This is a genomic window from Bacillus sp. FSL K6-0972, assembly GCF_037976035.1.
Classification (GTDB): Bacteria; Bacillota; Bacilli; order Bacillales; family Bacillaceae; genus Bacillus; species Bacillus haynesii.
This window is the reverse complement of the sequence record NZ_CP150260.1, coordinates 1,507,313-1,530,012: the sequence shown is the minus strand read 5'-3', so window position 1 is coordinate 1,530,012 and position 22,700 is coordinate 1,507,313. Positions and strand designations below refer to the sequence as shown.

At 42.2% G+C, this 22,700-nt stretch carries 29 protein-coding genes and 1 riboswitch; of the genes, 15 read left to right on the top strand and 14 right to left on the bottom strand.

The window, feature by feature from the left end; genetic code table 11:
- Positions 1-46: 46 nt before the first annotated feature.
- Complete coding sequence (locus tag MKX80_RS07790) at positions 47-658, bottom strand: cell wall hydrolase (protein ID WP_268299858.1); 612 nt, start codon at positions 656-658, stop codon at positions 47-49.
- Positions 659-887: 229 nt separating this feature from the next.
- On the bottom strand, positions 888-1,082 hold the full coding sequence (locus MKX80_RS07785; RefSeq protein ID WP_020451168.1) for a hypothetical protein: 195 nt from the start codon (positions 1,080-1,082) through the stop codon (positions 888-890).
- Between the two features lie 166 nt (positions 1,083-1,248).
- Between MKX80_RS07785 and MKX80_RS07780 the strand changes: the two genes are divergently transcribed.
- A complete protein-coding gene (locus tag MKX80_RS07780; protein WP_003181225.1) occupies positions 1,249-1,437 on the top strand; it encodes a DUF2187 family protein in 189 nt (62 codons plus the stop codon).
- A 349-nt stretch (positions 1,438-1,786) separates the two neighbouring features.
- Here MKX80_RS07780 and MKX80_RS07775 read toward each other — a convergent pair whose 3' ends face one another.
- From MKX80_RS07775 to MKX80_RS07765, 3 genes are all read right to left on the bottom strand, one after another.
- Positions 1,787-2,641: a DUF1672 family protein gene (locus tag MKX80_RS07775; RefSeq protein ID WP_154996003.1), complete on the bottom strand. Its 855-nt coding sequence runs from the start codon at positions 2,639-2,641 to the stop codon at positions 1,787-1,789.
- Between the two features lie 416 nt (positions 2,642-3,057).
- Entirely contained in the window at positions 3,058-3,372 is a 315-nt protein-coding gene (locus MKX80_RS07770) for a hypothetical protein (RefSeq protein ID WP_154996005.1), read from the bottom strand.
- Positions 3,373-3,681: 309 nt separating this feature from the next.
- Positions 3,682-3,933 carry a hypothetical protein gene (locus MKX80_RS07765; RefSeq protein ID WP_268324067.1) on the bottom strand — a complete coding sequence of 84 codons (252 nt, stop codon included), beginning with the start codon at positions 3,931-3,933 and terminating at the stop codon, positions 3,682-3,684.
- 111 nt (positions 3,934-4,044) lie between these two features.
- Here MKX80_RS07765 and MKX80_RS07760 point away from each other — a divergent pair, with 111 nt between their 5' ends.
- On the top strand, positions 4,045-4,164 hold the full coding sequence (locus MKX80_RS07760) for a hypothetical protein (RefSeq protein WP_234112959.1): 120 nt from the start codon (positions 4,045-4,047) through the stop codon (positions 4,162-4,164).
- A gap of 92 nt (positions 4,165-4,256) precedes the next feature.
- Here the strand turns inward: MKX80_RS07760 and MKX80_RS07755 are convergent, their stop codons facing one another.
- Positions 4,257-4,571, bottom strand: a complete 315-nt coding sequence (locus MKX80_RS07755) for a DUF1433 domain-containing protein (protein ID WP_176275806.1) — start codon at positions 4,569-4,571, stop codon at positions 4,257-4,259.
- Positions 4,572-4,628: 57 nt separating this feature from the next.
- On the opposite strand from MKX80_RS07755, the gene MKX80_RS07750 reads away from it, so the two are divergent.
- The 7 genes from MKX80_RS07750 (at position 4,629) to MKX80_RS07720 (ending at position 10,186) form a co-directional block, all read left to right on the top strand.
- Positions 4,629-6,068, top strand: a complete 1,440-nt coding sequence (locus tag MKX80_RS07750) for a lipase (RefSeq protein WP_268324066.1) — start codon at positions 4,629-4,631, stop codon at positions 6,066-6,068.
- An 11-nt stretch (positions 6,069-6,079) separates the two neighbouring features.
- A complete protein-coding gene (locus MKX80_RS07745) occupies positions 6,080-6,412 on the top strand; it encodes a hypothetical protein (RefSeq protein ID WP_268342768.1) in 333 nt (110 codons plus the stop codon).
- A 657-nt stretch (positions 6,413-7,069) separates the two neighbouring features.
- Positions 7,070-7,552, top strand: coding sequence for a DUF2975 domain-containing protein (locus MKX80_RS07740; RefSeq protein WP_154996011.1), 483 nt, complete (start codon positions 7,070-7,072; stop codon positions 7,550-7,552).
- A gap of 10 nt (positions 7,553-7,562) precedes the next feature.
- The gene (locus tag MKX80_RS07735) at positions 7,563-7,784 is read left to right on the top strand and encodes a helix-turn-helix transcriptional regulator (protein ID WP_057775318.1); all 222 of its coding nucleotides are present in this window, start codon (positions 7,563-7,565) and stop codon (positions 7,782-7,784) included.
- Between the two features lie 129 nt (positions 7,785-7,913).
- Complete coding sequence (locus MKX80_RS07730; protein WP_182070769.1) at positions 7,914-8,705, top strand: DUF817 domain-containing protein; 792 nt, start codon at positions 7,914-7,916, stop codon at positions 8,703-8,705.
- A 235-nt stretch (positions 8,706-8,940) separates the two neighbouring features.
- Positions 8,941-10,071, top strand: coding sequence for a Rap family tetratricopeptide repeat protein (locus tag MKX80_RS07725; RefSeq protein WP_154996015.1), 1,131 nt, complete (start codon positions 8,941-8,943; stop codon positions 10,069-10,071).
- Positions 10,061-10,186, top strand: a complete 126-nt coding sequence (locus tag MKX80_RS07720; protein WP_261763398.1) for a hypothetical protein — start codon at positions 10,061-10,063, stop codon at positions 10,184-10,186. Before MKX80_RS07725 ends, MKX80_RS07720 begins: the two co-directional genes overlap by 11 nt.
- Positions 10,187-10,852: 666 nt before the next feature.
- Here the strand turns inward: MKX80_RS07720 and queF are convergent.
- The 5 genes from queF to MKX80_RS07695 form a co-directional block, all read right to left on the bottom strand.
- Positions 10,853-11,350, bottom strand: a complete 498-nt coding sequence (gene queF / locus MKX80_RS07715) for a preQ(1) synthase (protein WP_009328607.1) — start codon at positions 11,348-11,350, stop codon at positions 10,853-10,855.
- A 21-nt stretch (positions 11,351-11,371) separates the two neighbouring features.
- Positions 11,372-12,103 carry a 7-carboxy-7-deazaguanine synthase QueE gene (gene queE / locus MKX80_RS07710; protein ID WP_154996017.1) on the bottom strand — a complete coding sequence of 244 codons (732 nt, stop codon included), beginning with the start codon at positions 12,101-12,103 and terminating at the stop codon, positions 11,372-11,374.
- Positions 12,096-12,536 carry a 6-carboxytetrahydropterin synthase QueD gene (gene queD / locus MKX80_RS07705; protein ID WP_154996019.1) on the bottom strand — a complete coding sequence of 147 codons (441 nt, stop codon included), beginning with the start codon at positions 12,534-12,536 and terminating at the stop codon, positions 12,096-12,098. The genes queE and queD overlap by 8 nt, the downstream gene beginning before the upstream one ends.
- 2 nt (positions 12,537-12,538) lie before the next feature.
- Complete coding sequence (queC, locus tag MKX80_RS07700) at positions 12,539-13,198, bottom strand: 7-cyano-7-deazaguanine synthase QueC (RefSeq protein WP_043927469.1); 660 nt, start codon at positions 13,196-13,198, stop codon at positions 12,539-12,541.
- Positions 13,199-13,335: 137 nt separating this feature from the next.
- A riboswitch (PreQ1 riboswitch) is annotated at positions 13,336-13,380 on the bottom strand.
- 81 nt (positions 13,381-13,461) lie between these two features.
- Positions 13,462-14,496 carry a hypothetical protein gene (locus tag MKX80_RS07695; RefSeq protein WP_154996021.1) on the bottom strand — a complete coding sequence of 345 codons (1,035 nt, stop codon included), beginning with the start codon at positions 14,494-14,496 and terminating at the stop codon, positions 13,462-13,464.
- Positions 14,497-14,716: 220 nt separating this feature from the next.
- Here MKX80_RS07695 and clpE point away from each other — a divergent pair, with 220 nt between their 5' ends.
- From clpE to motB, 3 genes are all read left to right on the top strand, one after another.
- On the top strand, positions 14,717-16,813 hold the full coding sequence (clpE, locus tag MKX80_RS07690) for an ATP-dependent protease ATP-binding subunit ClpE (RefSeq protein ID WP_268293335.1): 2,097 nt from the start codon (positions 14,717-14,719) through the stop codon (positions 16,811-16,813).
- A gap of 200 nt (positions 16,814-17,013) precedes the next feature.
- Positions 17,014-17,817: a flagellar motor stator protein MotA gene (gene motA / locus MKX80_RS07685; RefSeq protein WP_020451149.1), complete on the top strand. Its 804-nt coding sequence runs from the start codon at positions 17,014-17,016 to the stop codon at positions 17,815-17,817.
- Positions 17,810-18,589 (top strand): flagellar motor protein MotB, encoded by a 780-nt coding sequence (motB, locus tag MKX80_RS07680; protein ID WP_154996025.1) that lies wholly within the window; start codon positions 17,810-17,812, stop codon positions 18,587-18,589. Before motA ends, motB begins: the two co-directional genes overlap by 8 nt.
- 23 nt (positions 18,590-18,612) lie before the next feature.
- On the opposite strand, the gene MKX80_RS07675 is transcribed toward motB, so the two are convergent.
- Complete coding sequence (locus MKX80_RS07675; protein WP_154996027.1) at positions 18,613-19,068, bottom strand: MarR family transcriptional regulator; 456 nt, start codon at positions 19,066-19,068, stop codon at positions 18,613-18,615.
- A 237-nt stretch (positions 19,069-19,305) separates the two neighbouring features.
- On the opposite strand from MKX80_RS07675, the gene MKX80_RS07670 reads away from it, so the two are divergent.
- A complete protein-coding gene (locus tag MKX80_RS07670; RefSeq protein WP_268316003.1) occupies positions 19,306-20,817 on the top strand; it encodes a PAS domain-containing sensor histidine kinase in 1,512 nt (503 codons plus the stop codon).
- Positions 20,818-20,878: 61 nt separating this feature from the next.
- Here the strand turns inward: MKX80_RS07670 and MKX80_RS07665 are convergent, their stop codons facing one another.
- Positions 20,879-21,121 carry an aspartyl-phosphate phosphatase Spo0E family protein gene (locus tag MKX80_RS07665; RefSeq protein ID WP_154996030.1) on the bottom strand — a complete coding sequence of 81 codons (243 nt, stop codon included), beginning with the start codon at positions 21,119-21,121 and terminating at the stop codon, positions 20,879-20,881.
- A 214-nt stretch (positions 21,122-21,335) separates the two neighbouring features.
- Here MKX80_RS07665 and MKX80_RS07660 point away from each other — a divergent pair, with 214 nt between their 5' ends.
- Both MKX80_RS07660 and fosB read left to right on the top strand, forming a co-directional pair.
- Complete coding sequence (locus MKX80_RS07660) at positions 21,336-21,668, top strand: YkvA family protein (protein ID WP_234112954.1); 333 nt, start codon at positions 21,336-21,338, stop codon at positions 21,666-21,668.
- The gene (gene fosB / locus MKX80_RS07655) at positions 21,655-22,119 is read left to right on the top strand and encodes a metallothiol transferase FosB (protein ID WP_154996032.1); all 465 of its coding nucleotides are present in this window, start codon (positions 21,655-21,657) and stop codon (positions 22,117-22,119) included. The genes MKX80_RS07660 and fosB overlap by 14 nt, the downstream gene beginning before the upstream one ends.
- Positions 22,120-22,145: 26 nt before the next feature.
- Here fosB and MKX80_RS07650 read toward each other — a convergent pair whose 3' ends face one another.
- Positions 22,146-22,685 (bottom strand): cupin domain-containing protein, encoded by a 540-nt coding sequence (locus MKX80_RS07650; protein WP_182070773.1) that lies wholly within the window; start codon positions 22,683-22,685, stop codon positions 22,146-22,148.
- Positions 22,686-22,700: the final 15 nt, after the last annotated feature.

Sequence of the window (22,700 nt, the reverse complement as noted above, 5' to 3'; positions counted from 1 at the left end):
GAATCGCACATAAAAAGCAGCCAAGGCGGATGGCCCTGACTGCTGTTTAGATCGCAAAGACATGATTGCCGATGCGCTTCACGACTTTTCTCGTTTTAATCCAGTCATCAGAAGCGATGTCGGGATTATAGAAAAATAAAGCCTCTGTTTCTTTTTTATTTTGATCTACCGCTTCTTCCACAGCTTCAACTGATTCGCGGTCTGCTTTTTTCTCGATGCTGCCGTTTAGAACGGGCTCAAAAGCGTTTCTTTGATAGATCACGCTTTTTACGCTGTCAGGAAATCGGCCGTCTTCCACCCGATTCAGGACGACATTGGCGACAGCCACTTTTCCTTCAAATGACTCGCCTTTTGCTTCGGCATGTACAAGCCTTGATAAAAGATCTTTTTCTTTTTGTGTAAGATCTGTCGTCTCTTCTTCAACTTCTTCTATTTCCTCCTCCTCTTCAGCTGGCAGATAGGCAGCTTCAATGAAGCTTTTTTCATCTGTCAATTGAGAAAAAGCAGGATTTTCTTCTTGTTTAAGGCTTTCCATCAGCCGTTCCATTTCCTGTTTATCTTTTTTCGAGAACAACATGACAGCTTGAGCATGCTCGATTCTTGCCGCCGGCAGCATGCAGATTAAAAACGCAGCTAGCGCAGCAAACTTCGATTTCATTTCCTTCCTCCTTGTCAAATCTTCATCGAAAAAAACATATGTTTTACAGTAACAAGACGAATTGCTGATTTCATTGCCAAAATGTTGGCATGACTTCCATCAAACCGTCCGGTTGTCACATTATTGCAGACAGCCGGACGGTTTCATGCAGAAAACACCAAAATCTCCAGAAACATATGCCTTCACACAAATAAAAAAAGCTTTCTCAGCCGGTCTGAGAAAGCTTTTTTCAGCTTCTTGCCTCTTTCATATATTGAAATATAATATCTCCGCCATGCTGGGCAATGCCGCGAAAATGCTTAAAATCTTCCTGCTTTGTTAAGATGGCCCTGAAAGAAAGAAAATCTTCTTTTTTCACATGGAGCTCATGAATGCTCCCTGATCTTAATTGCTCGATCTGATCGATGGCATTTTGCTCTGTCACCTATTCTCTCCCCTTTTCTCTCATCATCTTTAACTAATTAACTATATCATTAAGTCACACCGGGTACAACAATAGTGATGCCGCTTCCCAAATCGCTTTACTTCTCCAAGAAAATATTGCAAAATACTTTCAATAGGTTAATTTACTTTAAAGGAGAGGAAGTCACTTGAAAATTGCAAAAGTCGGGAACGTCATCGAATTTAAAAACGGACTCACCGGAATCGTAGAGAAAGTAAACGAAAACTCTGTGATCGTCGATGTCACGATTATGGAAAACTACAGAGACTTGGAACTGGACTCCTTAACCGTCGTCAATCATAAAAACTATAAAATTATTAAAGACTCCCTGCATTAATCAGCCGCCCTTTACAGCAAAAATTCACGATTTCCACGCAGCTTTATTTCCACAAGTTTTTCTACAAAAGGAAAAACCGCCTGCCACCCGGGTCCGGCGGTTTTTTTCCTCTGTTCCCACATCGTCCCGAAGAAGTTTGATATTTCAAGCATCGCGCAGTGCCGTAATGGATGTCGCTTTTTGATTGAACAACTGAAAAAGCCGGCGACCGTGCGGAATGAAATGAATACCCGACCGCTTTCCGGCTCCCTTAAACATTATTTTAAAATAGATGACTTTATCTTTCCGGCCCATATCAATACAGAAAATTTGATCGTTCTCCTTTTCAAATTATCAGTTTAGGAAGACATTATCGTCCAAGCGTGCTTTTTCTTGGATTATATCCTAAGTTTTTATCGATTCTATTGTCATTCAAGTAAATGCTGTAAGTCCCTGGGGCCAGCTCTTCCATGTCTTCGATATCCTGCACAACTTGATTATAAATGCGTTCGCTTGGCCTTGTATGTGCTTTTTTCATATATAACTGTATAATGATATCACATGATTTTGGGGTGATTTCTTCATCCTCTAATTTCTCTTGCCAATCTTGTTTACTTCTTTTCGGATTTTCTAAATATGCTGAATAAAGGTCATCCTTCCAATCCGTATTTAAGGAAACAGCATAATAGGGTGTCTGATATCCCTTACCGCTTGTGTTATCAACGGCTGCCTGCGTTTTACCTACAACCGGTTCATCTTCTGTCAGCTTCTCTAAATAGTAATCTAGCGCGGCAAATTCGTCTTCAAAAGCCAGTGCGTATATCGCGCTTGTAATCGAATCTTTCACGTCCAACTCCGATGAGCTGATCGCGTCAGTCTGCACCTCTTTCTTGTCCAAATCAATTTTAATTTTTGCGCTTGTATAGAAATGCAATTTTCCGACTGATTCAGCATACACAGTAACAAATCCATGCCCTCCGACAATGTTATGGATTTTTACCTTCGTTCTATATTGATCCAAGAAATAATCTTTTACAGTTTTTTCAACCTCATCTCGATGCGCTTCTGCAATCTCAGCGGTTTCTGCTTGATAACCATTACTATGAATATGGAAGTCTTGTCCTGTGTAATCTTGGACGCTAATTTCAGAATCCTCTCTGTTCTGACATCCGCCTATAAACAAAAGTAAACCAATTCCAAGTGCTGCTGCTTTTTTATATTTCAAAAATGTATCCTCCAATTCATACTGCATCCCTACTATACGATTTTATTGAATCCCATTCCATGTTTGCTAATTCTTAGGTCTGTTTCATTATAAATCATATGAAGTGTATTTTTGGAGTTAAACATATAAAACGGGATAATAGAACTAATAAAATATGAATTATTAAGTTCTTTAGTTCTAGAGGAAAAATTCCTTTCAAAAGGAATAGGCGTGCAACGATGCACGCCTACTCAACACGAATATCTTTTTATTATTATGAACTTGGACGATTTTGAATGTGGTTTCCCGATAACCAACTATGCATATTAAAGCTTTAAGCCATATAATCAGAAAATGGATTCACCTTTCGGTTATTACACGTCACACCATATCTATGAAACAAATTATTATAAATCAAATTTTCGTTGTTTTACAGCTTATCCTATTTCCGCATGCAAGTTATCTTCCCATCTTAAAAATGCCCAAAACTGCAATTTATCCATTTTTAATGGAAACTGATGATTGATATACTCTTCTTCGCAGTCCTTAATGACTGGAAAGTCAGCAAGTACCTCTGTACAAGCTACGCTCAGCATTTCTTTTTCATCGTCTGTAGGCTCCCCGTTAAAATAACCTTTCCAGTATAACGTTTCATTTTCTAACTTTACTGCGAGTCCCCTTAATTTGTATGGGATTGCCCCCAATAAAGCGTAATGACAACTGATGATTAAATTATTCATTGTCGAATCCATAATTTCAATATCCACCTCAAAATAATAAGCTTTTTTCTAAAGTATACCCTTCCTCCCACAGATTGAGTTGAACTAAATCGTTCCGGCTATTTATTGTTTGAAGGTCGGGAATTTTTGGGAACGTTATAGAAGTAAGCAAAAAAGGGTTTGCTCATTGTTAAGCGGGGCCTTTAATATCCGCAATCTTTATCTCTACACTCTTTTTTCATAACAGCATCAACACTATGACTCATTATCTTATGATTAGACGGATCGTATATACCATCAAATTTGTTATTTTCATTTTTTGACGTTTATTTGGCACCTCAGTCATTCGCTAACTTTCTCGTAACTCTCTTCGAAAATCTCTTTTTCCACCGGGTACGGCTCACCCTTTACGCCTGTAACGATGTTTACAACTTCGACTTCGTACCACCCTTCAAGCGTCTTGATTGCAGGGCTTCTATTCGCTTTAGGTAAATAACCGTTTTTCGGGAAGAAACCGAGAAATTTATCGGAAAACAAAGGATAACATGCGTATCCATTCTCCATCCCCATCTCAAACAACTTCGCCTCAATCATGACCGGCTTCTGTCTGTAGCCCAATAAAAGAAAAAGCTAATAGTTCGATCTAGGCTAAATGAAGTTCTGAAAGAAAAGGGAATTCAAAGTCAAAAGGAATTAGCTGAGTTGGTGGGTACTACAGAGGCTACGATAAGCAGATTTAAAATGAATACCAGATACGACATCACAACATTATTTATTATTAGTAGAGGGATTAAACGTACCTGTAGAGGACTTATTTTATGTTGAGGAGATTAAAGACCAATATAGTCGCGGTGCGGCATGAAAAAGAGTATATAAAGAAAAATAGAAATAGCCCGGCTCCGTTGAGCGGGCTATTTCTATTTTTCTTCTGCGTCTACAGACGAGCTTCCTATTTTATCACTCGTCGGATCATATAAACCATCGAACTCTTTAGATTTATCACCGTTCAAATATCCTTCAACGGTGATAGCTCCGGTTGGATCAATAAAGTAATCGTCATAATAAGTAATCTTTTCTATACCTTTGTACTCATTATGTAGATATTCAGTCATCTTAGTTTTCGCCTTCTCAAAAAGGGCAGCCTCTTCTTTTTTGAGATCATATTGGTGCTTCATAAACAACCCTCCACCTGCTATAATTAACAATAGTAGGATAATAATGTATTTTTTCAAATGAAATTCATTCCTTTCCTATTATTATTTTACATTACACGGAAGGTGTTGTGTATCGTGAGTAACAAAATAAAAAAGTCAAATCTTACTGATGAGACTTATTATCGTATAAGCCAACGATCTTACAACTATGATTATCTCAGAAAGAAATTAAAAAACAAAGAGTACATAAGGATTAATTCATCTGTTTCCGGAGCCACCTACTGGTATGTTGATAAAATTAAAACAGACGAAGACACCGGGTTAGATGCGGCCGTTCTATCCCAGGCCGAAAATAAAAACGGCAAGTGGGTAAAATCCAATAACCCGAAAAACGTCGTTGTAGCTTTTGCAGGTACTGATCTCGGAAAGGATTTTGAAGCAGATGGCGCAAAGGCAGACATTGAAAATGTGGTCATTGGACTAGATCCCAAACAAGAGACTGAATATATTGTAGAAAAAGACGCAAAAGATACATCTAAAACACTTGGTGTGTATACTCGATCAATGCAACAGCTTCAGATGATGGAGTCTGGAAACTATAAAGTAATTACTAAGACTACACAAATCGATCAAGCCGATCGGCTAGTTAAAGAAGTTAAACAAAAGTATAAAGGCACCTCGACAGTTATTTCAACAACCGGACATTCTCTCGGCGGCGCAGAGGCTGAATATAGCGCGGTCAACAATGATATCTATGCCGTCGCGTTTAACAGCCCTTCAATCGTTCACCTGCATTCTGATGAAAAACAGAAGGAAATTAATAACGGAGATTATAACTCTTATGTAAAATCGATCATTAATCCGGATGATATGGTCGGTGCCGGTTGGTGGGACGAATTTGATCGCCACAACGGGACTACCATATACACAAAAGACCCTTCTATTGCAACAGCTAATCGCGAAGAAAGACTTGACGGCAATAAACTTCAACAGGTCGGAAGAAACCTTCTGTATTTCGCTAATACACTAATCTTTCAAAATCCGGATACACATGGGATAAATAAGTCGAATTTCTCTTTCGACGAAAACGGCAACGTTCAAAATATAGAGGGCGATGAACTCGTTTATGACAAAAATTTAAAAGCGATGCTTCCACCGGAAGTTGCTTCCGCCAGCGGCACGATTAAAATCACCCCGGAAGTCGCCAAACAGCTCGCGCAAAAAGTAAATGCGATTATCAACGATCTGCGGACGATGAAACGGGAAGCCGAAAACGCTTATCAGGAACACGACGCCGAGATCAACGACCTGAAACATGATACCTACCGTCAAGTCGGTCACGGTTTATACGACAAGCTGACGCTTGACGATGTAAACAATACGCTGAATAACCTGGCGCAGTCTTTTGACAAAAAAGGCAATCCGCTCTTTTACGATGTTCATGCCGAAAAAGCGTATATTGCTTCATTAAAGGACACGATTTCAGATTTAGAAGACATCAGCGGATACCTGGCACAGATGGCAAAAGATTTTAAATCGAAAGACAAAATGCTGGCAAATTGGCTTAAGCTTTAGGAGATGAAACAATGGAAAATTTCAATAAACTGGCTTCACTCAACAACTTAAACGGAGATCAAGAAGATTCGCTCCTCATACGGCGCAACCAGCTTCAAATGCTGAAAACGGGCATGAGAGGAACAGCCGCAACTAAGCTTGAAGGCATTAAAACTACACTAAGACCGAAGTTTAAAGTAGACGATATGCAAAAAGAAATGAACAGCGTCTATTCAGCACTTCTCTACAGTTTCGAAGGAAAAGCGCAGCAGGCGCTCGCTCAGCGAATCAGCCAAAGCGCCCAGCAGCTTATTAATACGGAGAAAGACGGAGAAAGTTTTGTGAATGGATTCAAGACAAGATGAAGGCGCCTTAATTGGCGTCTTATTTTAATTTAAATCTACACTCTCTGCTCTGTGTTTACCACAATAAAAAGACGTCGATCATGCGTCAGCGTCTTCTACTTCACCTCAAATAACTCCTCGACTCTTCACGTTAAAAGGAAAGACACGCCAATCGCCAGCTGTTTTATTTTATAACACAACATATGCCAGTCGACTTGTTGATACATATTCCTTTAAAGCTATTCTATTATAAATTCAAAATATGTTTGGGAAAAATCGATTCTTTTTCACTCCTCGACGATCTGTAGGATTCAGTACGCGCTTAACATATTTAGGGCTTTTATTTGCAAATAGGCGGAATGGTTTTGCCGAGTCCCGGCTTAACAACCGCGTAATTCGATCGTGATTTTTGACTTATCCCGAACCTGCGCATATAAGTTATCGTTCTAAACCGATTTGAGCTTGATTGTTTGGGTTCGGCGGAAGCCGTAAAGGCCGGCAAGAGGTGTGTGTAATCCGCTGACGTGTTGTTATAAACGGCTTTGTTTCCGCAAGTAACGCCATCTTGTCTAAAATTTCATAACAATAATAAAATCATCAATTTCAATATATTTTTATTGTAAAACGATAAATAGTGTGTTAAATTCAAATCGACAAAAATAAGTGAGGTGCTTTTTTATGAAACGAGGATCAACACTATTTTTAAAGATAGCTGTTATTCTTATTGGAATTCCAGTTCTTGCTTTGTGCATATTTTTTGTGCCGGGAATAGCGAATTTTACAGCCGAATTGTATCCAGATATTTCTTATCTGAAATATCTCGTTTATATCGATTTGTATGCAGCGGCGATACCTTTTTACTTTGCTCTGTATCAAGCCTTTAAACTTTTAAGCTATATTGACCAGAATAAAGCTTTCTCAGAATTATCTGTCCGGGCTTTAAAGAATATAAAATACTGTGCAATCACCATCAGTATTTTATTTGCGGCAGGCATGCCACTCTTCTATCTCATCGCGGAGATGGACGACGCGCCAGGCATCATACTCATCGGATTGGTCCTTATTTTTGCTTCAATGGTTATCGCAGTCTTTGCTGCTGTTCTCCAAAGGCTATTGCAAGAAGCGATCGATATAAAATCAGAAAATGATTTAACAGTCTGAGGTGAAAACAATGGCAATTATCATCAATATTGACGTGATGCTGGCTAAAAGGAAAATGAGCGTAACAGAACTATCTGAGAGGGTTGGAATCACAATGGCGAATCTTTCTATATTGAAAAATGGAAAGGCAAAGGCCATTCGATTATCAACTTTAGAGGCGATTTGTAAGGCTTTAGAATGTCAACCCGGAGATATTTTGGAATACCGAAGTGATGAAGACACCCAGGATTAAAAAATTATTTAATATGGAAAGAAACAAGATATTCGGCGGTGATCCTATGCGCATACCCGTAAGTCTGTTTAGCTGCTATACTAAGCTGGCCTTGCATATATGCAGAAAAAAACTTCGGAGGCACACATCATGAGAGCACTAAAACAACTCGTTCGTTTTGGTTGGGAGCAGTCCCTGTCATGTTTATTTCCTGTCGTTATTTTTGCCTCTTTGGCTATTACACAAATCATCTCTCTTCCCTTCCTGCCGCGGTATGACTGGCTGCTCATCATCTGTGTTCTCATGCAATGGTGGATGGTGCGTTCCGGTCTAGAAACACGGGATGAACTAAAGGTGATCACATTGTTCCACCTTATTGGACTAGCTCTTGAACTTTTCAAGGTGCAAATGGGTTCCTGGTCTTATCCGGAGGAAGGTTACTCCAAAATCTTTGGAGTGCCTTTGTATAGCGGCTTTATGTACGCAAGTGTAGCCAGTTATCTTTGCCAAGCGTGGAGGAGGCTTAAGGTTGAACTGGTTAAGTGGCCGCCGTTTTTGGTCGTTGTACCTCTTGCCGCTGCGATCTATTTGAATTTTTTCCTCCATCATTATTGGATTGACGTCCGCTATTGGTTATCTGGGCTTGTGATGATTGTCTTTTGGAAATCATGGGTCACATACGAGGTTAATGGCATTCGTTACCGTATGCCGCTCGCACTTTCTTTTGTGCTCATCGGATTTTTTATATGGATAGCCGAAAATATCGCAACGTTTTTTGGAGCCTGGACATATCCAAACCAAACCAGTGCGTGGAATCTCGTTCATCTAGGAAAGGTGAGTTCATGGCTCTTATTAGTGATTGTCAGCTTTCTAATCGTAGCCACGTTAAAACTGGTTAAGGAGAAAGATTCCACTAGAGTGGATGCCGGTCAATTTTTATAACTTATTTTAACGGGTATCAAAGAGCTATGGGACCTGTTGCAGACATCAATAAAAAATTTTCTTTAAGCTGATCATTCACATATCGAATTACTCCTTTAGATATCAGGCGCCTTAACAGGCGTCTTTTTGTATTGCTTTAATTGCGGTATGCCGAAAATTTTTTCATTTTTCAACCTATTATCTCCCTAGTATAGTAATATATTTACAAAAAGGAAATAAAAAGGGAGAGGTGGAAGTGAAACAGTTAATACCCTCGTCAAAAGTCGGAGTGAAAATCCACGAATGGTATAAAATGATAAGAGAGTTTAGTGTACCGGATGCAGAGGAGTTAAAAGAAGAAGTAGAGAAGGAAATTAATCAAATGGAAGAGGATCAGGACTTACTCCTTTACTATCAGTTGATGTGTTTTAGACATCAATTAATGTTAGAATATTTAGAACCTACTAACAAAAGAAAACAGGGACGATCAATCCATGAATTGTTGAAACAAATCGAGGAGCCTCGAGGAGATTTAAATGACCTCCTTAGTTACTACTCATTTTTCTTTAGGGGCATGTATGAATTTGAGAAAAAACAGTACATCAAAGCGATAGAGTTTTATCGAAACGCAGAAAAACAGTTGTCTCTCATTACGGATGTTATAGAACAAGCCGAGTTTCACTTTAAAATGGCTGAAGCATACTACATCATGAAACAGACTCATGTATCCATGTATCATATATTGAGGGCCTTTAAAATATACAATAATCATGAACTCTACACAGTCCGTAAAATCCAATGTTTATTTGTTATCGCGGGTAACTATGACGATTTAATGTGCCACGACAAAGCCTTGCCTCACTTGGAAAACGCACTTCAATTAGCGATAGAGATCGACAATAAAAGGCTCATTAGTTCTGCCTATTTTAATATAGCCGACTGTCATGAATGTATGGGGGACATTGATGCAGCAGTTGAATATGCTGAAAAAGCCGTAGAGATTAACCTAAAAGAAGAATATAATAACCTACCACAATCATTATATTACTTTACTCAACTTCTTTTTAAACAGAAAAACTACGGGCGCGCAATCGAGATATTTCGTATTGGTAGACAAACAGCTCAAAAATTCAATGATACCCTATTCACTTCACTATTTGAATATCTCGAGGCGTTATATATCTATTCTGTGAATAAAGAAGAGATTTTAGAGGTATTTAAATACTTGGAAGAGAATAAAATATTTGCATACATAGAAGAGCTTTCGCTTGAAGTCTCCAACCAATACCTTGAAAGAAAAGACCACAGAAACTCAATCGAGTTCCTTCAAAAAATGATGTATGCGCAAACACAAATTAAAAAAGGGGAGTGTCTCTATGAGTATTAAAAAGCTCGTTATTCCCATTTTAGCCGCCGCGATATTAACGATGGGTATTAGCGCTGTTTCAGCAACCGACCAGTCTGACGGCGTATATCAAATCGCTACCCGTAAGCAAACGTAAGAAACGCCCCGCATTGGGGCGCTTTTTCATGTCTACAGTTTCTTAACGTTAAACATCGTAATAAACTTCTTATCAGCTGTCGATAAAATACGGTAAGATTAACGTATACCATTCCGACTCAGTGCCAACCTTCCTTTAAAAACCTCCACAAATTCTTCAACGCTCCTCCCGTCTATAACGATTGATTATTTCTTTCGTAAGCCCTCTAACATCTTCACGTTACATATTTGTGTGTAAACGTCAGAATGAGACATGCTCTTGACACTATGTTTTAATCGCCGCTCTTCGTCTCTCCTGTATATACCTCCCATCCCCTCCTCAAAGTCAGAATAACTAAATTTTTATGTTTAAAGAAAAAAACAGAAAACATCCTTTTTAACAGGCGGACAAAGCTATATTTTTTCACGAATAAATGAACAAACAAGACTAAAAACAGATAAATACCGAACGCTAGAGCATTCGCAGTTAACGACGAACTGACAAGCGGAGACGTTAACGAGGCGAGTGACGACGAAGTTTCCTCCTCTTTACCTTTCAATTAACAATTCGAATCGTATTTCATATACCCGGACTAGCATTCGACCAATGCGCTGTAATTGTTCGTGGAAATTTCGAACAAAAAAGACGCGTAACAGTACGCGTCTCGGTCACACATCGATGCACCTCTTACCGATTATCAATCGTCTCCGGGTACAGATCATGATTCATCATCCGATACTCGGCCATTTTTTCATACTTTGTGCCGGGCTTGCCGTAGTTGGTGTACGGGTCGATTGAGATTCCGCCTCTCGGCGTGAATTTGCCCCAGACTTCGATGTAGCGCGGGTCCATCAGCTCAATTAAATCGTTCATGATGATGTTCATGCAGTCTTCGTGAAAATCGCCGTGGTTTCGGAAACTGAAGAGATACAGTTTCAAAGACTTGCTTTCTACCATTTTTTTATCAGGGATGTAGCTGATATAGATCGTGGCAAAATCGGGCTGTCCGGTTTTCGGGCACAGCGATGTGAATTCCGGACAGTTGAATTTCACGAAGTAGTCCCTGTTTTCGTGTTTATTCGGGAAAGACTCAAGCACTTCCGGAGAATAGTCAAACAAATAATTGGTGCCTTGATTTCCAAGAAGGGTCACGCCTTCGAGTTCTGAATCTTTTCTTGTCGTCATCATTCATCTTCCTTTCTTAAATCAAACGCCCCGTTTGTTTCCCCAGATCAGGGTGTGGAGCTGCGGGAGAACGCGGACGCGGTTCAATTCAGGGTCGCGCGTGACCGCTTCTACCAGCTGTTCATATTTTTGAAGCAGCCGTTCGACGAGCCGCTCTTGGTCTTCTGTATGAACGTCATCATTTCCGACCTGGAGAAAAAACGGGATATCGGGATAACGCTGGTGAACTTGCTTTGCAAATTGAAGGTCGTCCGCCGTAAAAATGACGACCTTCAAACTTGCCGCTGCCGCCCGGCCGTGTTCTTTCAGTTTTTCAACAATATGATCAAGCTTGTTAAAATCGGTTTTCATATTGGAGCTCGGCGGCTTTGGCGAAATTGTTAAATCATCGATTCCGGTAAACCAGTCTTGATAAAACGTCCCTTGCGTCTCAAGCGCTGTCCGTATACCGTTTTCTTTTAAAAGGGAAATCAGTCCGTCCAGCTGTTTTAAAAGCGCCGGGTTGCCTCCTGAAATCGTAACGTGCGAGAAGGCGTTTCCGCCGATGTCTTTAAGAGAATCATATACTTCTTCCGCGGTCATCCATTTGATGTCTTTTTTCGCCGAACCGTCCCAGGTAAAAGCTGAATCGCACCAGCTGCACGAATAGTCACAGCCGGCTGTTCTGACAAACATCGTCTTTTGCCCGATGACCATCCCCTCTCCCTGAACCGTCGGACCGAAAATTTCAAGTACGGGAATCGGCTTAGCCATGCTGAACACCCGGTTTCGGACGGTACACAACATAGCTTGTCGGCGTTTCCCTGACAAACACCTGGACGCAATGCGGACGGTTTTTGAGATCTTTCAAATAAGCCTCTACTTTATCGTAAATCGTTTTCGCCACCACTTCTGTCGAAGGGATCCGATCCGCACTTTCACCCGAAAATTCCTGATGATCATTTAAAAGCGTATGATCGTATTCTCCGTGAATCAATTTTTTAATGGTGCTGAAGTTGACAAGGAAGCCTGATTCATTCAACTCATCCCCGGCAATCGTGATATTGATTGTATACGTATGGCCGTGGACTCTGCTGCATGCGCCTGCATCCTCTCTCGGAATAAAATGCGCGGCTGACATCTGCATATCTTTATTTAATTCAAAAGAGTAAGGATGGCTTGGTTGCGGATAAATTTGTGTAAGCACTGTTAAGCTCGCTCCTTTTTCATTTTCATATATTCATTGTAGCCGTTCGCCCGAAGCTTGCAGGCCGGGCATTCGCCGCAGCCGTCGGCAATGATTCCGTTGTAGCACGTCAGCGTCTCGTTTTTCACGAAATCAAGCGCATCAAGCTCATCGGCGAGCTCCCACGTTTCCGCCTTGTTCAGCCACATCAGCGGCGTGTGGATGACAAACGGGCGCTCCATCGCCAAGTTGACAGTGACATTGCAGGATTTGACGAACTCATCCCGGCAATCCGGATAGCCGCTGAAATCCGTCTCGCATACGCCTGTTATGATGTGCCGCGCGCCGACCTGGTAGGCCAGGATCGAAGCAAACGATAAAAACACGAGGTTGCGTCCTGGAACAAAAGTGGACGGAAGCTCGCCTTCTTTCGCCTCAATCTCGATATCATCCCTTGTCAAAGCATTCGGCGCGAGCTGATTTAACAGTTCCATATCAAGAAGGTGATGCTTGACGCCAAGCTTTTCAGCGATCTTTTTCGCGACTTCGATTTCCTGCTTGTGCCGCTGATTATATTGAAAGGTGACCGCCTCCACCTCCTGAAATTGCCGAAGCGCCCACAAAAGGCAAGTCGTACTGTCCTGACCGCCGCTGAATACGACGATCGCTTTTTCCTGTTTCATAATTCCTCCTTCTCCGCTTTTCGTCACATTTCATAAAAGAAGAGATTCAATGATATTTAAACGAAAAAACACCTTTCTCTGTGAGAAAGGTGCTCTAGCAAAAAAACAATAAAAAAGGCCATACCCCAAGGATACAGCTTTCCTTAGTTTTTTATAGAGGGTTTTGCTAGAACCTCTCCCGCAGTTTCAAGCGGATTTTGTTTCAATTTTCCTTCGCCATCTTATCACAAATCGCACGTTTCGCCAAGTGCAATGCCTGCCATTCAACGGGCAGGCACCCTTTTGACGATCAGAAAGAAAATAAAGATGAGGCTCAGCTGGCCGAACAAAGGATAAATGGTCGATATCAGCTTTCCGTAGCCGATTTGCCCCGTCAAGTAGATTGTCAGCAGGATGAACATGAATACATAAAGACTTTTCATATGAATATATTCATTAATCTGCTTTTCAAGACCGTATAAATTGCCGATGACTGATGTGAAGACTTCCCCGAAAATGATAAACAGATAGATGATATGGACAGAGTGCTGGACAATGAATACGACCTGTGCCATCGGGACTTCGTATAAAAGGACATCAGGCAATGTTGAAAGAGACAGAAAGCTCGCGATCAACACAAGGGTAAGCAGACACCCACCGATTAATGCTCCTTTTATAATCAGCCGTTCAGATTTCAGTTCAGAAGCGATCGGCACGAGAACAGCCTGTGCGAGCGACAAATTAAAAGCGCCGTACGAAACGGCGGATAAAATCCAATCGGGGTTTGCCGAAAATGCCGCCAAATTGTGTATCTCCGGCCCTCTGAAAATAAACGAATCAAACAGGACGATGACTGTGAACAGGAGCAGCAGCGGAACGACAATGACATTGACGCCGAATATCCCTTTGACGCCCTTCATCATGACAAACAGACTCAAGGCAATCGTCGCAATCATCCCCGCTTGGTTTGAAAAGCCGAGCTGTTCCTCAAATATCGCCCCCGCTCCAGACAGCATGACAGACGTCACCCCGAGCAAAATCACAAGCATGAAGACATTCACAAATTTTCCAAACGTATTGCCGAATAAATATTTATTCAGCTCCTGATAAGATTTGGCATTGATTCTGACTGCAATCAGCATCATTTTTGCACCGAGAAACGTAAACATCAGTCCGCTGATCAAAATTCCGGCCAATCCCGGCCAGCCGAATCTTAAAAAAAACTCGACGATTTCTCTTCCAGTTGCAAATCCGGCTCCGACGACCGTTCCTACATAAACAAATGCCAGCTGAAAGGCTGATCCTTGTGATTGACTCATACGACTCCTCCGTTAACGAATTCCCTTTCTACACCATATGAGCCATGTCCTTTAAAAAGAAGGACAACTTCTCATCAAGGAACAAAAAGGAAAAAGCATAGAACTTGAAAGTCAAAGAAGGTCAATGTATACTAATAGTCAGAAATGGTCAAACTGCAGACCATTTTTTCAAAGTCAATTGGTCAAAAAAGGTCAAATTAAATAAAGGGGGTTTTGGCAAATGCGTTGTCAACATTGTCAAAAAAATGAGGCGACGATTCGCCTAAACATGCAAATCAACTTTACAAAAAAACAAATGGATTTATGTGAAGACTGCTATAAAGAGCTGACTCAGCCTTCTATGTTTTCAGGAAATCACTTTTTTGGCGGCGGAGGTTCTTTCTTCAGCCAACCATCACAAGCGCAGACGCAAACCGCTGCCAAAAAAGGTTTGCTCGATGAACTTGCCGTCAATTTAACGAATGCCGCAAAGACAGGCTTAATCGATCCGGTGATCGGCCGCGATGATGAAGTGGCCCGTGTGATCGAGATCTTAAACCGCAGAAATAAAAACAATCCGGTCTTAATCGGTGAACCGGGCGTCGGTAAAACAGCCGTCGCTGAAGGACTCGCTCTCAAAATCGCCGAAGGCGATGTTCCAAATAAATTGAAAAACAAAGAGCTCTACCTGCTTGATGTCGCTTCCCTCGTGGCAAACACCGGCATCAGAGGACAGTTTGAAGAAAGAATGAAACAGCTGATGAAAGAGCTGAAAGAACGCAAAAACGCGATCTTGTTTATTGACGAAATTCATCTTCTTGTCGGAGCCGGCTCTGCAGAAGGCTCGATGGACGCGGGCAACATTTTAAAACCTGCGCTTGCCAGAGGCGAACTGCAAGTCATCGGCGCTACAACATTGAAAGAATATCGCCAAATTGAAAAAGATGCAGCGTTAGAGCGCCGCTTCCAGCCGATCATGGTGCACGAACCGACAATTGAGCAGGCCACAGCGATTTTAAACGGGCTTAAAGAAAAATACGAAGCATATCACGATGTGACTTACACGGATGAAGCGATCAAAGCCTGTGTCGTTCTGTCAAGCCGCTATATTCAGGACCGCCATCTTCCCGATAAGGCAATCGACCTTTTGGATGAAGCCGGTTCAAAAGCGAACTTGAAAATCGACACGGTCAGCGGTGAACAAGCTTCGCAACGCCTGAATGAAATCGAAGCGGAAAAAGCCAAAGCGCTCCAGGAAGAAAACTACGAGCTTGCAGCAAAGCTCCGCGACGAAGAAGAAGCGCTGCACAAAAAAATGGAAAACCAGGCGGAAGAAAAACGGGCAACTGTTGAAGCTGAAGACATTCAAGCAATCATCGAACAAAAAACCGGCATTCCGGTCGGCAAGCTTCAGCACGATGATCAGAAGAAAATGAAAGAGCTTGAAGCAAACCTTTCAAGCCGCGTGATCGGTCAACAAGAGGCGGTGAAGAAAGTTGCAAAAGCCGTCAGAAGAAGCCGCGCCGGACTAAAATCCAAAAACAGGCCTGTTGGTTCATTCCTGTTCGTCGGCCCGACCGGCGTCGGAAAAACAGAACTTTCTAAAAGGCTTGCGGAAGAACTGTTTGGCACGAAGGATGCCATCATCCGCCTCGATATGAGCGAATACATGGAAAAACATGCCGTATCAAAGCTGATCGGTTCACCTCCTGGATACGTCGGCCACGAAGAAGCCGGACAGCTCACTGAAAAAGTCCGGAGGAACCCGTACAGCATCGTTTTACTCGATGAAATCGAAAAAGCCCATCCTGATGTCCAGCACATGTTCCTGCAAATCATGGAAGACGGACGTCTGACAGACAGCCAGGGGCGGACGGTCAGCTTCAAAGATACCGTCATCATTATGACTAGCAATGCCGGAGTATCTGAAAAGCGGACAACCGTCGGTTTTAACCGAGAAGAACAAGTAATGGGCGAACAATCAATGATCGATTCCCTAAGCGGCTACTTTAAACCGGAATTCCTGAATAGATTTGACAGCATCATCGAATTCCAGCCGCTCGAAAAAGAAGATTTGGTCAAGATCGTCGACCTCTTGCTGCAAGAGCTTGAAGAAACGTTAAAAGAGCAAAACATGACGCTTGAGGTTTCAGATGAAGCAAAAGAAAAAATTGCTGAAATCGGATACCATCCGGCCTTTGGCGCCCGCCCATTAAGAAGAACCATTCAAACAGCAGTCGAAGATCAAATGACCGATCTGCTGCTTGAAGAAGAACACATCAAAGGTTTTGCGGTTATCGTTGAAAACGATGAAATCCTGGTGAAAACCACCGCATAACACAAACACAACGGCCTCCGCAATTGGAGGCCGCTTTACATACAACGTAAGAATCACAAAAGTTCTATTTTTTTACATTAAATAACCCTAAAGTCCCTTTTCACCATGATTTTGCAACAATTTAAGAAACACCCTAAAGTTCCTATCACGCAACACCGATAATAACGATAGAAAAGTTAGTTAAAGGAATTGGTGAAAAAATGGACAAAACATCGTTAATTGGAATCATCTTAGCTATCATCGGAGTAGGTGTCGGCATGGTCATGAAAGGTGTCAGCCCTTCCGTTCTCGTCAATCCCGCGGCATGGCTGATCATCCTTGTCGGGACAATCGCAGCAGTTGTGATCGCTTTTCCAATCCGCGAGATCAAAAAGGTTCCCAAACTCTTCGGCATCTTGTTCAAAGAGAAGAAGATGATCGAAATCAACGAACTGATCCCGATGTTTTCCGAGTGGGCGCAAATCGCAAGACGCGAAGGACTTCTCGCTTTGGAAGCAAATTTGAATGAGATCGATGATGAATTTTTGAAAAACGGCATGAGCATGGCGGTAGACGGCCAAAGTGCCGAATTTATCAGGGACGTTTTAACTGAAGAAGTTGAAGCAATGGAAGAAAGACATCAAGTCGGAGCGGGTATTTTTACCCAGGCGGGCACATACGCGCCGACACTCGGCGTTTTGGGCGCTGTTGTCGGACTGATCGCCGCGCTTGCGGATATGAGCGACACTGAAGCGCTTGGACACGCGATCAGCGCCGCGTTTGTCGCCACCCTTCTCGGGATCTTCACCGGATACGTGCTATGGCATCCTTTTGCCAATAAATTAAAGCGGAAATCCAAACAGGAAGTCAAAGTCCGCGAAGTCATGATTGAAGGCATCCTTTCGATCTTGGAAGGCCAGGCGCCAAAAGTCATTGAACAAAAGCTTTTGATGTACGTCTCTCCAAGCGAACGCTCCAGCATCGTCATCCCAGAAGGAGACAAAGGAGACAGCAGCAATGGCTAGAAAAAAGAAGCACAAAAAAGACCATGAAGAACACGTGGATGAGTCTTGGCTCATCCCATATGCCGACTTGCTGACACTGCTTTTGGCCCTGTTCATCGTACTGTTTGCCATGAGCTCGATCGACGCCAAGAAGTTCGATATGCTGTCAAAATCATTCAATGCCGTATTTACCGGGGGAACAGGAATGATGGATTATTCCAGCTTCACCGAGCCGAAAACGAGTACAACCGAAGACGGAAAAAGCCCTGACCAAGCAAAAGATCTCTCTCAAGATCAAAAAGAAAAAGACAAGCAGTCGCTGAAAAAAATTCAGGAGCAGGTCAACCGGTTTATTAAAGAGAAGAAGCTTCAAAAACAGGTCAATACGAAGCTGACAGACGAGGGCCTCCTCCTTTCCATCGAGGATAATATCTTTTTCGATTCCGGAAAAGCGGAGATCCGCCAGCAGGACATTCCGCTCGCCAAGGAAGTATCCGACCTTCTCGTATTGAACCCGCCCCGCAATATCGTAATCAGCGGACATACGGACAATGTGCCGATTCGAAATTCTCAATTTAAATCAAATTGGCATTTAAGCGTCATGCGGGCTGTCAATTTCATGGGGCTTTTAATCGAAAATCCAAAGCTTGACGCCAAGATATTCAGCGCGAAAGGCTACGGGGAATTTAAACCGATCGCTTCAAATGACACCGAAGAAGGAAGAAGAAAAAACAGACGTGTTGAAATCCTCATCCTGCCGATCGGCCAGGAAAATCTGAATAAAAAAGAATAGGAAGCTGCCTTTTGGCAGCTTCCTTAGTCTTTGCCCTTATAAATATTTCTTGCGTTCAGTCCGACTTTTTTCAGCATTTCGATGCAGGCTTCTTTCTCCTCATCGCTCAACACGCTGATCATGTGGTGAAGCTCTTCTGCATGACCTGGAAAAATCTTCTCCAAAAGCTCGGTGCCTTTATCTGTAATTTGCGCATAGGTCACCCTGCGGTCGGTCGTACAGGCTCTTCTCGCGATAAGCTGCTTTTGCTCAAGCTTGTCAACCACATATGTAATACTCCCGCTCGCCAGAAGAATCTTATCCCCTATTTGCTGAAGGGGCTGATCCCCTTTATGATAGAGGAGTTCTAAAACGGCAAACTCGGTTGGGTTCAGACCATGATGATGAATATGTTTATTCATATGATCATTAATGGATCTGTACGCTCGAGATAATACAATAAATAATTTCAAGGACTGTTCCTGTTCTCTATTACTCATATCTCTCATCTCCAAAGAAACAACTACAGGAAAACATTAATAAACTATGAGGAAAATGTCAACTGTTAACATTCAAACCATGTTATGATGAGTAGGAATTGAACATCAAATAGATATATCCGGAAATTCCCCGGTATTGTGTCCTATTTTCACGGTATTGGTTATCTTTTCTATAAATCGGCTCTGACTAGTGATATAATACCTCTATTCCTGTATCGATTGGGAGAGAGTAAAAACATGCGCAATTTTAAAAATATATGGAAGAAAATCAGGCTTTATTTGATCTTGGTGATGATCCCCGCCTTCATTATAAGCTTTTTTGTATACGAACAAGAACGAGAAAATATCACTGAAAAGCACCGTCAGACTGCGACTCTCATGCTCAATATTCACCGCAACCAAATCAACTACCTGATCGGCGAAACTGAAGCAAGGCTCAGCTCCCTTGCCACGGCCCTCAACCACCCTGTTAATGAGCAGCATATCAAACGAATCCTGACGGAAACGTATAAAAAAGAACCGCGTTTTTCAGCTTTATACCTTTTAAATAAAGACGGCGATGTTATGGTGAGCACGTCTCCCGTCAAAGAAAAAAAGGCGCTTTCGTACAAGAATATTCTGCAAAAAGCGGAAAAATCAAAGAAATCCGTGATCACAGACGATATACATACAGTGTCGGACAGGCTGGAGCTGAATATATTTACTCCTGTCTTTGACAGCGAAGGCAGAACGACAAATTTTCTGCTGGCTTCGATCCGCGTCGATTATCTGAAAAATATCATGAACGTCTTAAGCCCTGAGCTTTACATCAAAATTCTCAATCAGAAGAATCAGATTGTCTTTACGGCAGGCCATTCTCCTCCTGAGAAGCCGGACGGCGGTACCGTCGACGCTTTTTTGGACCAGATCGACTGGAAGCTTGAAGTTTATCCGGAACCGGTCCAGCTTGATGAAATTGTTCACAGTCTTCTGCTGTCATTTTTAAGTATTTTCATTCTGCTGAATATTATGTTCCTCCTGCTCCAGTATGTGCTGCTGAAGCGGCGGACAAAGCAGGAGCGCGCCCAAAATGAAGCGCAGAAGCTCGAATTAATCGGCACCCTGGCGGCGAGCACCGCCCATGAAATCAGAAACCCGCTGACAGGTATCAGCGGCTTTATCCAGCTCCTTCAAAAAAAATATCAATCAAAAGAAGATCAAATGTATTTCTCTATCATCGACCAGGAAATCCGGAGGATCAACCAGATTGTCAGCGAGTTTCTCGTGCTCGGAAAGCCGACGGCAGAGCAGTGGCAGCTCAACGCCATGAATGAAATGATTGACGAGATCATGCCGATTATTCATTCTGAGGCAAATTTATATAATGTGGAAGTGGAAGTTCAAGACTGCGGAGAAGATCCGGCTTATGTATATTGTAAAAAGGATCATATTAAGCAGGTTGTCTTGAACGTCGCCAAAAATGCTCTTGAATCGATGAAAAACGGCGGAAAGCTGCTCATTCAAATCGAACATGATCAAGAGAAGGCGCAAATCATTGTGAAGGATATCGGAGAAGGTATTCCAAAAGAAATGATGGAGAGTATTTTCCAGCCTTTTGTCACGTCAAAGGAAAAAGGAACAGGACTCGGCCTTGTCGTGTGCAAGCGCATCATTTCCATGTACGGGGGAACCATTCAAATCGAAAGCGAACGGCATAAAGGAACGACTGTGACGATAATGCTGCCGACTTCAAAGGAACAGGATGACTGAGGCTTCCCCGTTTCCTGTAAAGAGCCTGCCTTCCTTACGGCAGCTCTTTTTCGTTCATCCACTATGCCGTATATTTTTCAACGCTCAGACAGTCGATGCAGCCTAAAAAATCTTGCAGCAGATTGTCCGGCGCGTTTTCATTCATAGACAATTTTTGATATTCATAGATTAATTGATCCAGCTCCTGGCTCCGTCTGATCGTTTCATCCCCTGTATATCCATAGATTTCAGCGGCTTCAACCATCATTTGCCGCTTCTTGCTGATGGAAACGAGCAATGCTTCTTTTTCAACATACCTTTGCATACGCTTCACCCCTTACCGACATATCGTTTCTTAGAACCATCCAGATTTTGCGTACTTGAGCATTATTACAGATTATACTTATTTTGTAAACCTATTTTCCAAAAAAATATTTTGAAATCGAGTATAATAGATTTGTGGAATTAAAGGTGTAATACCCATCGATGAAATATGGTAAACATCTTTACAAGAGTTCATGCGGATAGAAGGAGGTTTTATGATGCGCCAAATGATGAAAAAACCAGTTTCAAGGCTCCGAACCGTCTTTGCCGTGAAAGAAGCGTATTCAGGCCTCTTATTGTTTTTCAGAGCATTTAGAGCCTGGAGAAAGGGAGACTACCCCTTATTCCCGAAAAAAACGATTTTACTGGCCGCGCTGGCATTTATTTATGTGCTGTCTCCGATCGATTTGATTCCCGATGTTCTCGCAGGCATCGGCTGGCTTGATGATGCGGCTGTACTCGCTTTTCTGTTCAGACAGATAACCAAAGAGCTGGACGGATTTGAAACACATCTAATGGGAGGAATAAACGGCAATGGCAAACAATAAAATTCTCGGCATCAATCATCTCTTGTTTTCGGTCTCTGACCTGTCCGTCTCTATTTCATTCTATGAAAAGGTGTTTGATGCCAAGTGGCTCGTAAAAGCCGAGAAAACCGCTTATTTTGACCTGAACGGCATCTGGCTCGCATTAAACGAAGAGAAAGACATTAAGAGACAGGAAATTCACGACTCTTACACCCATATCGCGTTTTCGATTCAACAGGAAGATTTGCCGTTCTGGGAAAAGAAATTACACGATTTAGGTGTAAACGTGCTAAAGGGCAGAAAACGGCATGAAGGCGACAAAGATTCAATTTATTTCTCAGATCCAGACGGCCATAAGTTCGAGCTTCACACCGGCTCTGTATTTGACCGTCTTCAATACTATCAAAATGAAAAACCGCATCTCTCATTTCATGAAGGCCACATCAAGGCCCTTTATGACAGAAACAAATAAAGAAAGCGTCCAAGTGGACGCTTTCTTTATGGCCGGTTCACACTCTCTTTCTCATAAATCGGCACCCAGCCCTCTGTCGTCACAAAGATTCTGACAGCCACGACTTTCCGGTCTTCCTGAAGCGTGAAATAATGGCGGGTGTTTTCAGGAACGGAGATCAAATCCCCCGGATTTAAGAGGACATCAAAAAATGTACCGTCCTTTCCTTCTATCGCAAAGATGCCGTGGCCGCTGACGATAAATCTGACTTCATCGTCTGTATGATGATGCTCCTGTTTGAAATTCTTCAAGAGCTCATCGAGTTTCGGATTTTGGTCGGAAAGCGAGATGACATCGCTCGCTTTATAGCCGCGGCGTTCTGAAATGTCTTTGATTTCAGCGGCAAAGACGTCTAAAATCTCCTGTTTCTCTTCATCGGTCAAATCGTATTTTTCTTTTAAGCCGGCCGGTAGTTTTGTGATGTCCCACTTTTCATAAATAACCTCCTGCCGCTTTAGAAATTGTTCCACTTCTTCCTGCTTTTCAATGGTCGTGTTTTGTTCATCATGGATCCGAATTGTCGCCATGTTTTCTCCCCCTTT